The 13,735-nt window shown below is 67.5% G+C and carries 11 protein-coding genes and 2 pseudogenes; 8 read left to right on the top strand and 5 right to left on the bottom strand.

Annotated elements, in window-relative coordinates; genetic code table 11:
• Window positions 1-102: 102 nt before the first annotated feature.
• Together V2J85_RS28815 and V2J85_RS28810 are read left to right on the top strand one after the other, a co-directional pair.
• Complete coding sequence (locus V2J85_RS28815; protein WP_330823160.1) at window positions 103-1,236, top strand: FAD-dependent oxidoreductase; 1,134 nt, start codon at window positions 103-105, stop codon at window positions 1,234-1,236.
• 274 nt (window positions 1,237-1,510) lie between these two features.
• A pseudogene (locus V2J85_RS28810) lies at window positions 1,511-1,786 on the top strand (recombinase family protein); the annotation flags it as partial.
• A 304-nt stretch (window positions 1,787-2,090) separates the two neighbouring features.
• On the opposite strand, the gene V2J85_RS28805 reads toward V2J85_RS28810, so the two are convergent.
• Window positions 2,091-2,693, bottom strand: a complete 603-nt coding sequence (locus V2J85_RS28805; RefSeq protein WP_261953871.1) for a TetR/AcrR family transcriptional regulator — start codon at window positions 2,691-2,693, stop codon at window positions 2,091-2,093.
• Between the two features lie 88 nt (window positions 2,694-2,781).
• On the opposite strand from V2J85_RS28805, the gene V2J85_RS28800 reads away from it, so the two are divergent.
• A complete protein-coding gene (locus V2J85_RS28800; protein ID WP_261953870.1) occupies window positions 2,782-3,603 on the top strand; it encodes a class I SAM-dependent methyltransferase in 822 nt (273 codons plus the stop codon).
• Window positions 3,604-3,970: 367 nt separating this feature from the next.
• Here the strand turns inward: V2J85_RS28800 and V2J85_RS28795 are convergent, their stop codons facing one another.
• From V2J85_RS28795 to V2J85_RS28785, 3 genes are all read right to left on the bottom strand, one after another.
• Window positions 3,971-4,564 carry a hypothetical protein gene (locus V2J85_RS28795; protein ID WP_330823159.1) on the bottom strand — a complete coding sequence of 198 codons (594 nt, stop codon included), beginning with the start codon at window positions 4,562-4,564 and terminating at the stop codon, window positions 3,971-3,973.
• A 658-nt stretch (window positions 4,565-5,222) separates the two neighbouring features.
• On the bottom strand, window positions 5,223-5,696 hold the full coding sequence (locus V2J85_RS28790; protein ID WP_261953868.1) for a hypothetical protein: 474 nt from the start codon (window positions 5,694-5,696) through the stop codon (window positions 5,223-5,225).
• Window positions 5,697-5,830: 134 nt separating this feature from the next.
• Entirely contained in the window at window positions 5,831-6,211 is a 381-nt protein-coding gene (locus V2J85_RS28785) for a hypothetical protein (protein WP_330823158.1), read from the bottom strand.
• Between the two features lie 458 nt (window positions 6,212-6,669).
• Between V2J85_RS28785 and V2J85_RS28780 the strand changes: the two genes are divergently transcribed.
• From V2J85_RS28780 to V2J85_RS28760, 5 genes are all read left to right on the top strand, one after another.
• Entirely contained in the window at window positions 6,670-7,431 is a 762-nt protein-coding gene (locus V2J85_RS28780; RefSeq protein ID WP_330823157.1) for an ImmA/IrrE family metallo-endopeptidase, read from the top strand.
• 10 nt (window positions 7,432-7,441) lie between these two features.
• On the top strand, window positions 7,442-8,677 hold the full coding sequence (locus tag V2J85_RS28775; protein WP_330823156.1) for an MAB_1171c family putative transporter: 1,236 nt from the start codon (window positions 7,442-7,444) through the stop codon (window positions 8,675-8,677).
• A 9-nt stretch (window positions 8,678-8,686) separates the two neighbouring features.
• Window positions 8,687-9,502 (top strand): class I SAM-dependent methyltransferase, encoded by an 816-nt coding sequence (locus V2J85_RS28770; RefSeq protein ID WP_330823155.1) that lies wholly within the window; start codon window positions 8,687-8,689, stop codon window positions 9,500-9,502.
• A gap of 1,045 nt (window positions 9,503-10,547) precedes the next feature.
• On the top strand, window positions 10,548-11,588 hold the full coding sequence (locus V2J85_RS28765; RefSeq protein WP_330823154.1) for a vWA domain-containing protein: 1,041 nt from the start codon (window positions 10,548-10,550) through the stop codon (window positions 11,586-11,588).
• 1,098 nt (window positions 11,589-12,686) lie between these two features.
• Window positions 12,687-13,028, top strand: coding sequence for a hypothetical protein (locus V2J85_RS28760; protein ID WP_261953862.1), 342 nt, complete (start codon window positions 12,687-12,689; stop codon window positions 13,026-13,028).
• Between the two features lie 386 nt (window positions 13,029-13,414).
• Here V2J85_RS28760 and V2J85_RS28755 read toward each other — a convergent pair.
• Window positions 13,415-13,615, bottom strand: a pseudogene (locus V2J85_RS28755) (transposase); the annotation flags it as partial.
• Window positions 13,616-13,735 lie beyond the last annotated feature (120 nt).

Raw genomic sequence — 13,735 nt, 5'->3', positions numbered from 1 at the left:
ACTTAGATCGTTCATGCAGAACTAAGTTCGTCTCGGTGTGGTTCGCGTATACCCCGCCCAGGTACCTTGGCGGGTTCGGAAAGTCTGTCCAGGAGGTGCGAGATGCGAGTTTCCGTGGTCGGAGCCGGTCTGGGGGGACTGTGCTTGGCGCAGGGTCTGCGTGGTGCCGGGATCGAGGCCGACGTGTACGAGCGGGACCCGGCGATCACCGCGCGGTTCCAGGGCTACCGGCTCCTGCTGAGCCCGGTGGGGTTCGAGGCGCTGCGCGGCTGTCTGCCGCCGCGCTGGCACCCGCTGCTGGACGCGATCGTCGGTGACGCCTATGCCGAGCAGCTGATCCTGGACCCGCAGCTGAACCGGATCGGCGAGCAGGGACCCGGTAGGACCGGGATCGTGATCGACCGGCACGTGCTGCGGCACCTGCTGCTGACCGGACTCACCGTGCACACCGGGGCCGCGCTGACCGGCTACGACGTGCTGGACGACGGCAAGGTCGAAGCCCGGTTCGCGCACGGTGCCCAGGCCACCGCCGACCTGCTCGTGGGGGCGGACGGGGTCGGCTCCGCCGTCCGCGCGGTGCTCTCGCCGCAGACCACCGCGACCGATACCGGCGCCCGGTTCGTCATCGGCCGCACGCCGCTGACGGAGCGCTTTGCCACCCTGGCGCCGGCCTTCGGCTCGAAGATCGCCGGAGCCGGGGGGAACCTGATGCTCGGAGCGATGCGTTTCCGTACCCCGCCGAAGCAGGCGGCCGAGGAACTGGCACCCGAGGTGACCCTCCCCGACATCCGCGACTACGTGCGCTGGGCCATGCTCCTGCCACCGAACGGCTCGCTCGGCGCCCAGACCGCGCAGGAGGCCGTGCTGTCCAGGATGGAAGGCTGGCATCCGGACCTGCGAGCGCTCATCGAGCAGGCCGACCCGGACAACAGCACCCTGCTGTCCATCCGGGTGGTCGAGCCCCGCGAGCGCTGGGCGCCCGGTCCGGTCACGCTGCTTGGAGACGCCATCCACGCCACCTCCCCGACCGGTGGCAATGGCGCGAACACCGCGCTGCGCGACGCCGACCTGCTGCGCCGCTGCCTGATCGAGGCCGTCGAGCGCCGCCAAGACCTCCTCGGCGCGGTCGGCGACTACGAGCGGCAGATGTTCAAGTACGGGGGCGAGGCCGTGCGCCACAGCCTCACCGCGCTACCCGCCTTCGCCCCGAACCCGGAACGACCCGAGCCGGCATAGGTTCAGAACCTCCCAGCCACGCCCTCAAGGCCGAACGGCACGTTTCCGACGTGTTCCGGCTGGTCTCCCTGTGGGTGGTCGCCAACCGGGTTTTCCTGACCGGCCGCACTGTCGTCAAACGAACGAATGACGACAGGAGCGACGGGCGTCCAATGAACCCGGGCTTTCCGCGGCCGCGTGGCGGCGCGAATCCCATCAGATCCGATGACGGAGGATGACCGGGTTTGCTGACAGCTAGGGTCGAATGCGACCACGAGGCCGGGCGCGGAGCGGCATGGCCAACCTGGCCTCCAAGCGGGTGTCGACCGACCAGCAGTCGACGGACCGTCAGAACCTCGTCCTCGACGAAGCCGGGATCGACGACCCGGTCACGTTCGAGGAGGATGCCGGCACCTCCAGCCGCCTCCACCCGCTGGAGCGCCCCAAGTTCGGCGAGCTGCTCACATACGCGCGGCCGGGCGACACCGTGCACCTCTCCGAGATGTTCCGCCTCGTACGTGGCACCGGGCACATCCTCGACGTGCTCGACGTCCTCCACCGCGACCGCCTCGGACCAGCACACCGCCCTGCGCGGGCCCGGCACCGGCGGGACCCACGCGAGTGGCACCCCTTTGGGCTGAGGCCTCTGGTTGAGTAGGGCGCGTCCGAGCTGATGCCGATGCTGATGACCACGTCCCGGCACGATAAGGCGGGGAATGTCCACCGCTACGTCAAGCCCTTGCGGAGAATGTCCACCGGCTACACCAAGCCCTCCCCTGAGGCGATCGCCGGGCCCACCAGCCCGCTCGCGCCCGGCGACGGCCAACGCTCAAGGCCCCTGCTCGGCGCGGGCCGTTGCGGGCTGCACGTCAGGTTCAGCGTGGCCGCTGTTGCACGACGCCGGCGAGGACCGTGGTCACCAGCTTGTGGACGGTTGCCGTGGTCGGCGGGTCTGGGTCGCGGTCTGCGAACAGCAGATGCCCACCTCCGACCAAGGAGAGGGTGAGTGAGTCGATGTCGGCGTCGGCCGAGATGCGGCCCAGTGCGCGCTCGTCGGTCAGGTAGGCGGAGACCGCGGTGGTGACCTGGGCGAGGATCGCGATGCCGCCTCCGGGCCTGGCCTGCCGCAGCCGCGCGCGCAGCTCGTCCCGGAAGGTGATGAGCGGGATGATCGCCACGGGAACCGGTCCGAACAAGGTGGTCAGCGCGGCGGTGAGGTTGTCGGCCACGGTGCCGGTGCCGACGGTCTCGCGCAGCGCCTGCGCTTGTGTTTCGAGCTGTGCGGCCCGGTCGAGGACGAGGTCGGTGAGGAAGGCGTCGAAGTCGGTGAAGTGCCGGTGCAGGACGCCTTTGGCGCAGGCTGCCTCGTCGGTGACGGCCCGGCTGGTCAGCCCGTTCGGGCCGTCGCGCAGCAGCACGCGTTCGGCGGCGTCGAACAGCTGCTGCCGCGCGTCGCGAAGGTGTACCCCGGTCGGCACTTGCAGATCCTTTCATGGGCCAGGTTCCTGGCATCCGTTGACAGGTGGGCACTTGCCCACATGGGCGCTCGCCCACTAAAGTGAACGCATGCCCACTTTACCGCGAGAGCAACCCCAACCTGCGCAGTCACATCAGGCTCGGCAGACGGCCGAGTCGTTCGGCACGGATGCGCAACGCTACGACCAGGCCCGACCGGCCTACCCCGAGGACCTGGTGGCGCGTATCGTCGCCGCGAGCCCGGGGCCTGACGTGCTTGATGTTGGTTGCGGCACCGGTATCGCGGCCCGCCAGTTCCAAGCCGCCGGTTGCGCCGTGCTCGGCATCGAGCCGGATGCGCGGATGGCCGACCTCGCCCGAACCCGCGGCCTGCAGGTCGAGGTGGCGACCTTCGAAGCCTGGGAGCCGGCCGGCCGGGTCTTCGACGCAGTGATCGCCGCCCAGTCGTGGCACTGGGTGGACCCGGCCGCCGGCGCCGTGAAGGCGGCCCAGGTGCTGCGCCCCAACGGGTGCCTGGCGATCTTCGGGCACGTATTCGAGCCGCCTACCGAGGTGGCCGAGCCGTTCGCGGCTGCCTACCGGCAGGTGGCGCCCGACTCCCCGTTCAGCAACCAGCCCGCGCGACGTCCGCTCGAGATGTACCAAGCGGGGTACGCGAAGATCGCCGACAAGATCCGCGAGACCGAGCAGTTCAACGAACCGCAACAGTGGCAATTCGACTGGGAGCAGCCCTACACGCGTGACCAGTGGCTGGACCTGCTCCCCACCACCGGCAGCCTCACCCGACTTCATCCCGACCAACTGGCCGAAATACTGAGCGCGGTCGGCCAGGCCATCGACGCCCTGGGCGGCCACTTCACGATGCACTACACCACATTGGCAACCACCGCCGTACGCGCCGGCACCCCCTGATCCACTGTCCTCGATCCACTGCCCTCGATCCGCTGCCGCTTGATCCGCTGCCGCACACTCGCGCGGGCCCGCGCACATTACTCGTCCTCGGAACACGCCCGGATCACCCAGCGGGCGCAGCCCCCCCGGGCAGGTCGGGGAGTTCCTGGGCTGGCAGGAGTACCGGCCGAGCATGTTGAGGTGATGCCGCACGAACGCGAGAGCGTGCCACGCCCTGATCGCGGACGTCCAAGCCCTCCCGCGCGCGGCTGGTTCACCGCGGCGTCCCTGTACCTGTCGGTGTCAGGCGTCGAGTTCGATGGAGTCGATATCGGTGAACTCCACCAGCAGGCCGTCGGCGCGGACGGCCACGGTTGGCTGTGTCCGTTTACGAGAATGTGGTCTCGACCCGGTGCAAATACACAAAGTCGTGCTTCTTGCTGGCGTCCATCAGAGGGCGAATCTCGCGGGTCGCCACGTTCAATGTGTAGCCACCCACAGTGCCCAGAACCCAGGACAGTTGAGGCTCCACCACGCTCGCCGCGGCGGCCGCGAGGGCCACGGTTGCCGTAACCGATCGGTGTACCCACGCCATCCTGCTCCTGCTTACCGCCGCCTGGTAATCCTCGGTCGCCGCTTCGATTTCCCGGCGCAGTTCGGCTATGACTTCGGCCGGGTGCTCGTAGTCACGCCGGAGATCGCCGAGCAGGCGGTGCAGGGCTCGCATCAGGCGCTGCCGCTCGTCGTTGAACCGCTCGCGAAAGACCAGGACGTCGGCGGTAGGCGTGCCGGGGGCGGGGACCGGGAGGAGACGGCCGAGCTCTGCCCTGAAGGCGGGCAACCGCTGCTCGGCAGGGGCGCGAAGAGCCCACTCATATGCGTCGGAGCGGTCGGTGTAGGGGACGTAGGAGGCCGGCAGGGGGGTGGTGCCCCACTCGCGGGCGAGAACACCGACGACCATCTGCTGCACCTCTTTCGGCACTGCATCAGCGCCTGCTGGAGGATCTCTGTGGGCGGGTTCACCCGCGGGTAGTAGAGCAGAACTGCCATGACGTCTCTCCCCCATGAACGCCCTGTGTGACGAAACCCCACGGTATAGGGCGATGTCTACCTGACTATGAGATTCCGTCACTCCGGCAAGGCAATCACCACCCGCTGAGATGTGGGCACTACCCGCTGTCGAAAGTCGGCCGCGGGGCTCGCCGCGTCAGAGTCGCTCAGACGGCTTGGACGTGCTCAGCGGTCGCCCGTGTGCGGGTGGAGGGGGCGTGGCAGTGGCTGGCGCCAGTCGCCCAGCGTCGTGAGGGGAAACTGGCGGGCGAGGTGACGTATGGCGTTCCACGCCGGATCTGTGACCAGGGCGTTCCGCTGCCGCCATCGAACAGCGTCGGACGGCGGTGCCTTTCGATGCGGTGAATTCCGCTGTTGGTTCTCATGGACATCACCACACGGTCTTTGACGTAGATCCCCTGCGGCCTTCGGCGGCGATGTGGTGCGTCTGCTGTGAGGGGCGCCGGCGGCCTGGGCGCTTGAGGGCTGGATCTTCTGGCGCACCCTTGGCTGCCGCCGCCGGCGGACTTCGCGCTCCGTGCGGGCGGCGAGCTTGCGGCTCAAGGCCCGCCGTGCTCCCTACGGGCCAGTCAGGAATACACCCGGTACGGCAGCGAGCAGATTTTGTACCCGTTGCCCATGTAGCACGCACTCAGCGTGATCGGAATGTCCTCCCTGAACGCCCCTCGCTCTTTGGCCGTGTACGGCGCCTGGTGGCCCTTCGTCGAGGCACGAGGACCTTCCACCTCGGCCTGGATGTAGGCCCCGTCACGGGCATAGTCGCGGGCGATCACCTGGTTGCTGGGATCATCCCACTCGCCCCGGCCGACCACATGCCCGTTGACCGTCACTGTGACGATGGTGGTTTGCGAGTTGGTTTCGACACGGAACTTCGGAACGCCTGCCGCCTGCGACGGCATTGCCGCACGCACGACGGCTGCACCTGCCGCAGCCTTCGGCGCAGGAGGCACGGTGGCGTCGGCGGCGGCCGGTGAGGCGAAGAGGGTGGCGGTGATGGTGGCGGCGCCCGCCGCAGCGGCAGTACGCGCGAGGATTGATGTCACAGCTGGTTGTCCCCCGTATCAGATGGTGCCATTGAATCAGTGCGAGTGACGGAGCGTCACTCGCTGCCGCCCCGATCGTACTCGCGTGCACAGTGAACCAGTTCGACACAGAGGGCTTACGGACCGGTATCGGATCAGGCCTTGACCGTGTATGCCCCCCACACCACGGGCGTCGATTCGCCGTTCTTCTTGTGCCCGTAGGCGCGAATACGGACCGGTGCCCCCTCACGGAAGTCGAAGCTGCAAGCTTTTTCCCTGCCCACACCCGACGTGATGCACTTGCGAATGTGGTCCGGGTCAGGGTCGTTGTCTTCCGACACCCACACCCCGAACGCCCATCCATCCGCCTTGGTGTCCTTGATGACGACGGTGTCGCCGTTGCGGTACCAGCTGACCGTGCCGTGAAAGAAGCCCGGGAGGCTCTGCGCTTGGGCCAAGCCCACACCGGCGGTGAGTGCGAGGCCGGCGGCAGCGCCCAATGCGGGGGTTGCCCTGGCGATGGTGCGGTGCCTCATGCGCTTCATCTTGCATCCCCGTTCTCATACGGCTGGCACCGTTTCATACGAAGTACCAGCTCTGGTTGTCTTGAACTACTGCGCGCCCTGCGCACGACAGTTGACGGGAACACTGTGCAGTCAAATCCGAGGCAGGTCTGCACCTTTGGACTCAGATGGAAATAGTTGACGCGGAGTGACTCACCTGCTAAATGGCCTCCGGCGCGCATTTTTTGTTGAAAGGCCAGCGGATGTTCTGCGCCCGGCAATCGGCCATCGCGGTGCGGCGAGGGTCTGTCACCACACCGCGAGGTGGAGTACGAAGTCACCCACTGATGCGCGCAACAGGGCCTGGCCCACCGGTTCGAGCGCGTGGTGCACCTTGCCGCCGGCACGGTGCGAGGAGATGACCCCGGCCTCGCGCGCAGAATTGGTGTGACCATGTGCCGGTCCCTGCAGGACCAAGCAGTGCCCGAATCGTGGAACTGGCCGGCGTGCTCGTATGGTTCGCTACCGCCGACGCCACGGCCGGCTCCCTGGAATGGTTCGGCACCACCGGCGCCGCGGTCGGTTCGGGCTCGCTGCACCGTGCACCATGCGGCACCGGCCGCCGGCAGAAAACAGCCGACTTGCGGCGACCGCCCCCGAAGCCGTTTGGCAGACTGCTAAGGAGGTTGGCCATGCGCTCCGCACATGACGTCTACTTCCACCGGTGTCCGATCGAAGGGCAAGGCGACACCATGACCACACGACAGGTACGCAAACGGTGTCAAGCGCTCGTCAAGACGCTCGACCTACCCCGACCGTTTTCCGTCGAGGCCTTCGTCAGGGGGCTGTCGGCGCAGCGGGGGCGGCCGATCCGGATCCATACGGTCTCGATCGGAGCCGCCATCAACGCCTGCGGATTGTGGATCGCCACCGAAGCCGCCGACAACATCTACGTCGAGGAGAAGACCACCAAGTTCCACCAGGAACACATCATCCTCCACGAAATCGGACACATCCTGTGCGAACACGGCCGCAACGAGCAGGAGTTCCACGAAGCGCTCGCCGTGCTGCTGCCCAGCATCCGACCCGAAATGATCAGCCGCCTCCTGGGCCGCAGCAACTACACCAATGAGCAAGAGCGGGAAGCCGAACTCGTCGCCAGCCTGATCTACTCCGCCGCAGGCATCCTCACCCCCTCACCATCGATAGGGGTGCGGGGCAAGCTCGAAGCCGCACTCGGGATCCGGGAGTAGAGGCCAGGACATGAGCACACTTTCTCTCTACCAACTCGGTTCGGATGTCGAGCTGTTGGGCGCAGCCGCGCTGTGGGTGGTGATCATCCTTCGCTTGCCCGCCGCCCGCCACTCCCATCAGCAGAAGATGCTGCTGCTCGCAGTCGTCGGGATCGCCGGGTCGATCACCGTCTACCTCGACCCGGTCACCGCCGCCTTGAACCAATCCTTCACCTTCGCGCAAAGCTGCGGGCTGTTCATGAACGCCTGGGGAGTCCTCAGCTCGGCCCTCATCCTCGACTTCGTCCTCGCAGCGATGTCCCGGCGCCACCCCTGGCTCATCTACGGCCCGATGACCGTCACCATCGGCGCGCTGATCGCCCTGAACTTCACCATCGCGCCGCACGCCGGCTGCGTCACCACCCAGGCCGTCCCCTGGTACAGCCCCTTCTGGTGGATCCTGGTGGCAGCGCACCTGGTCGGCACCATCCCCTGCGCCGTGCTGTGTGTGCGCTACGGCCGCCAGGCCCACGACGACCGGCCCCTGCGCACCGGCCTGCTGCTGCTCGCCGCCGGCTTCACCTCCTCCTCCCTGTTCTGGTGCGTCGTCTTCGCCTTTCTCCTTATGCGCCCCGTCTGGCTGGGCGCACTGTTCCCGATGAACATCGGCGTCACCGCCTGGCTGATGACCGCAGGCGTCGCCCTGCCTCTGGCGCTGACCATCCGCCGCACGGTGCGCGACGCACGCGCCCTGTGGCGCCTGAGCCCCCTGTGGCGTGACCTGACCGAAGCCGTCCCGCACGTCACCCTGGAAGGGCCGCACTGCCGGATCCGTGCAGTGGTGGGCAGCCCACAGGCCGTCCGACTCCGCCTGTACCGCCAGGTCATCGAAATCCTCGACGTCCTGCTCGTCCTGCAGGACTACGTACGACCCGAGATGGTCGAACGCGCCCGGCGGCACCTCACCGAGCACGGCGTTGCCGAAGAACACCTCGAGCCGGCCGTCACCGCCTGCTGGCTCCACAGCGCCCTCGCCGCCGTGGCGGCCGCAGACGCCGCCCAACCCAACCCGCTCACCCCCGTCAACCTCAAGGACGACGGGCTCCGCAGCGAAACCGACTTCCTCCTCGCCGTCCTACGAGCCCGCACCCTGCCCGCCGTCCGCTCCTTCACCCCCACCACAGCCACAACCACACCCCCAGCCGGACCCGCTCCCGCCGTGCCGGAGGGGCGTGATCACCACGCCCCGACCAACACCCCCACCTAGGCGATATCGATGACACAGCACTCCGCCACCCCAGCCCCCTACCGCACCGGCTGGCTCAGCAACGACGCCCCACACGAACACGACCGACTCAAGTCCATCCAGCACAGCGTCGATGCGTTCACCATCAAAGTCCTCCAGGACCTTCCCCTCGACGCCTCCTCCAACTGCCTGGAACTGGGCGCGGGCGCAGGCTCCATCGCCTACTGGCTCGCCGAACGCTGCCCCCAAGGCCGCGTGGTCGCCGTCGACCTCGACACCCAACACCTCGACCCACACCACGCCACAAACCTCGAAATCCAAGAAGCCGACGTCACCTCCACCGACTACGCACCCGGAACCTTCGACCTCATCCACGCCCGCTACCTCTTCTGCCACCTCCCCCAACGCGACGAGGTCCTCGCCCGCGCCATGGGCTGGCTCGCCCCCGGCGGATGGCTCATCATCGAAGAGCCTTACCACCTTCCCGCCGAGACCTCACCATCCCCCCTCGTCCAACGCATCCTGGCCGCCTACCAGCGCACCTACCGCGACAACGGCGCAGACATGACCTGGGCCCGGACCCTCCCCACCCAGCTCGCCCACGACGGCCTCAGCGAGGTGTCCTTCACCGGAAACCTCGGCCACATGGGCGGCGGGCCCACCAAGGACCGCTGGCTCCCCCTCATCACCCAAGCAACCCCCGCCATGCTCGCCACAGGACTCATCACCCAAGCAGACCTGACCGAATTCACGACGCTCCTCAAAGACCCAACGTTCATCGACATCCCACAAGTCACCATCGCCGCATGGGGCCAACGCCCCGAAGAAACCCCGAACACACACTGAACCGGAAACCGACCTCAGCCGGAGGCCAACCTCTCTTGGCCTTCCGGCTCCGGTGGGTCTTCTGGCCCCAGCCGGCGCCTCGACGAGCGGGCCGCGCGACACGAGGTGGCCGGGGCACCGGGTTGTCTGGCCAGCGCGCCTGGTGCGTAGCCCCGCCCGCCGACGCGGCGGATCCTCGGATGCAGTGGCGTTCCCCCTGGACCAAGCCTGGTCCAGGGGGAACCCGCAGGTGTACGCGCCGGAGGACGTCCGGCAAGTTGGAGACGAACCAACACGTCGGCGCGGAACGGATGTGTTCGGCGCCCGGCACAGCAGTGGCCGGAGGCGGGCTGGTAGAGGTGGCGGTAAGCGTATGGGCCGGCCGCCCGGTGGTGGTGCGATGCCCGGTCACCGTTCTGGTGCCCACAAGGGTGGCTCCACTTGCACACATCGCCTCCCGCCACAGTGAACCTCTCGGCCAGGCAATGAACCTGGTCGACGGTAAGCTCCCGGGCCTGAAAGTCGGTGCACAAGCCACGATGCCGACCACGAGACGGGCCCTGCCCGCGGACCGCTCCGCCTGGGGCAGAGACAGCTGCTCAAGAGGCATCGCAACCTGCTGCTGCGCGAGGGCACAGCTGCTGGTGCCGTAGACGGCTCCGGAGTGGCTGTCGATGTGTCCGCCGATGTTGGCCCAGGAGGCGAGGTGTGCGGGGCGGGCGGCGCGTACGGCGAGCTGTGCTGCCGTTTGCCTCTGCGAGCTGCGCTGGGCGCCCAGGGCCAGCGAGGTGTTCCCATCCATGTAGTACTGGCTACCGCTGCACTCTGGCCGGCCTCGCGCTGCCTGTCCGTCGGACCGGTTCCCGCACCACCTCCGCCCACCCCAGTCCAGGGTGGGCGGCGACTCCTCGCACAGCCGCCGATGCGAACCGTGCCATGGCCCTGGGCCCGGCCGCGTTCCTCGGGGGATCCGGGCGCCTGGCGTCTGCGTCCACCTCGCCCCAAGATCGATTGTCAGTGGTGGGTGAGACGATGAATGCATCGAGCCGGAAGAGGGGGAACGGTCATGTCCAAAAGTCAGAACTACATCAATCACGTTGCTCTTGTGTTGGATGCCAGTTCGTCCATGTCACACCTGAGCCGCAAAGTCGTCGAGGTCGCCGATCAGCAGATCGCCTATCTGGCCCGCCGGTCGAAGGAACTGGACCAGGAAACCCGCGTCACCGTGTACGTCTTCGCGGACAAAGTGGAGTGCGTCATCTACGACAAGGACGTGCTGCGGATGCCGTCCCTGAAGCAGCTGTACCGGGTGGGTGGAATGACGGCCCTGCTGGCAGCCACGCTCAAATCGCAAAAGGAGCTGGCACAGACAGCTCAACTCTACGGCGACCACAGCTTCCTGACGTTCGTCCTGACCGACGGACAGGAAAACGCGAGTCACCGCTGCCCCGATGCCCCCGCCAAGGATCCGCTTCAACTGGTCCAGGCCGTCGCCACGATGACCCAGACACAGGAAGACAACTGGACGCTGGCCGTCCTCGTGCCGGACCAGATGGGCAAGCGCGAGGCCATGCAATGCGGCTTCCCCAAGGACAACATCGCCATCTGGGACGCCACAAGCACCCAGGGCCTGGAGGAGGCCGGCCATGTCATCCAGCAGGCAACCGAGAAATTCATGGTGGGCCGCACCAAGGGCATCCGCGGCTCACGCACGGTATTCTCCACAGGCGCCGAGACAGTCAACAAAGACACCATCCAAGCAGCCGGCCTCACCCCGGCAGATCCATCCGCATACCAACTGATCCCGGTGGACCGCGAAGCGACCATCCGAAACTGGGTCACCGAATCCGGACACACCTTCCGTACCGGCTGCGCGTTCTACCAACTGAGCAAGTCGGAGAAAATCCAGGCACGGAAACAAATCGCGGTGCTGGAGAAGAAGACCGACCGCATCTACACCGGGCCACAAGCCCGAACCCTCCTCGGCCTGCCGGATATGGAAGTCCGCATCAAGCCCGACCACAACGACGGCTTCACCATCTTCGTGCAAAGCACCAGCGTAAACCGGAAACTGATACCGAACACCCGCCTACTGATCATGACCTGACCCTTAACAGCCGCGCCGATCAAAAGCCCCGCCGGTCCGACTGGCGGGGCTCCCCACCCAAACCACCGAACTCCCCCAAGCACAGCCGTCCCCGCCGACTTACGGCAATCTCACCCTCAAAAGACGAGCGGTCCCGGTGGGGCGGCGTCGGCGGCGCAGGCCTCGAACGCACATCAGCAGCCAGTTCCTCCGGCTGTCCGCGTGCGGTGGTGATGCCGCCGATGTCCAACTGGGACGACGGGGCCAGCCGAGATCGGTAAGCAGTCGACCGGTGGTCCGTCTGCCTCCGCGCCGTGGTTGGTCGGAGGAGAGCGCGCCACCAAGCCAAACGAAGGTGCACATGGGCCCGCAGCCCCACCCGCGATGCGGCAGCCGAACCTGCAGGCCCGGCACCGGCGCTACGGCCGGCGACTGACAGGACCATGCCCGTAGCCGAACCACCGGGCACCCACACACGCCAGCCCGCAGCCGCCGCAAGCACTTTTGAGGGTGTAGCCCCCGGAGACGAGCACCCGCCTGTTTCCTGTTGACCACGGCACAACAAGAACAGCCTCCCCACCGCCGGGCACACCGACGGCAAGCTCAGGTCCCGTTCAGGCGCAGCCGTCAACCCGCCAGCGAGGAGCGAGCCGGGACCACGGTGAAAGCCTCACTCCGGTCGGCTGCCCCACCGTAGCGGCGTGCTTCGTCGAGGATCTGAGCCATGGAGTCGACGGGGATGCCAGGGGCATAGCTGCTGCGGGTGCGGAATGCTTTGGGACGGGCCACAGGAGCAAATGAGGTGATCTTGCAGCCCTGAGAAGCTGCGTCATATCTCCGGGACACTCAGGCAGCCACCGATTCCGCGCAGTGCCTTCGCCGTCCAGGTCATCCAGGGCATCCAGGTCATCCAGGTGTCCCCGTACCCCATCAACCGTGACGGCGTTCCAGCAGGTCAGAGCGCGGGACATCCCACGATGTCCCGCGGAGGACAGGGACTGTGGACGGCCGTTGAGCCGATGGGCAGGGTCGGTCATGCACACCGGGCGGCATGGTCCACCCAGCGCCGCCACTCCGGACGACCTACGTCAAACATCCACAACAAACAGGGAGAACTCCATGAACACACGTAAGCGCATCGCCCTCGGTTTCGCGTCCCTCGTCCTCGCGAGCGGTGGTCTCGGCGGGGGTGTCGCCGTAGCCGCCGACGACGGAGAAGCGACGGCACAGCAGCCCACGAGCGCCGCCGCCTGCACCAGCTGGTACGACAACGCCGGCCCCGGCGGCGCCTACCGTGGGCACGCCAAGTGCTCCGGCAACGTCGACGTGAAGGTGTGGGTGAAGTGCTCCGACGGCAGCACCCACACCAGCGCCTGGCGGTTCCAGTACGCCAAGGCCGAGTGCCCCTGGGGCCAGCGCGGCAGGTTCGCCGAGTACGACACGAGGCCCTCGCAGTCGTAGCCCGACCTGAAGCCGACACGTCACTGCCTGGTGCCGGGGTCCAGTTCGGGCCGTCACGCCGGGGCCTGGCGGAGGCCCGCGCCCGGGGCGGGCGTATTGGGCGGCCGCCGGCCATGAACGAGGAACAGATCCGGCATGCCGTGCCCTGCTCCCGCAGCCGGAGAGCCCGGTCACCTCGATCGCGAAGTTGCTCGGCGTCTCCCGTACGACCGTTCACCCATACGTGCCGGAGCTGGCGGCAGGCCGCGACTCTCTCGTCCCAAGCGAACCCCGCCCGGCCCTGCCGGGCCCTCGCTGCCTGCGGCTCTCCGCTTGCTCCGCCCTGGCGCCCCCGGCCCGGTCCGGGAGCACGACCATCCGTCGGCGGCCTCCGTCCAGGTGGTCTGTGCCAGGGTCCGCAGGATCATCGCGCGGGCCAGCTCGCCTTTGGTCGCGAACCCATGGTTGTCGGGAATGCCTGGCGCCCGGCACCGATCCGTGTCGCCTGTCCAGGACTTCGACAGGTAGAGCTTTCGGTCCACCAGTGCTCGACCTTTGGCTGTGGCGTGGGCGGCGAAGACTCCGATCTGGCAGTTCTCGGTGCGTCCGGGGGCTTGTGCCTAAATAACTGTCAGAGTTGATCTGTGCAGGTGTCGTCGCATGACGGTAGGCGGGCTTGTAGTTGGGCGAGGGTGCGGGCCGGGGTTCCGGGTAGCGGGGTGACCGCG

The sequence above is a fragment of the Streptomyces bugieae genome (assembly GCF_036352915.1).
Taxonomy (GTDB): domain Bacteria; phylum Actinomycetota; class Actinomycetes; order Streptomycetales; family Streptomycetaceae; genus Streptomyces; species Streptomyces endophytica.
Note: the sequence above shows the minus strand (reverse complement) of the source record. Positions and strands in the feature narration are given on the sequence as shown.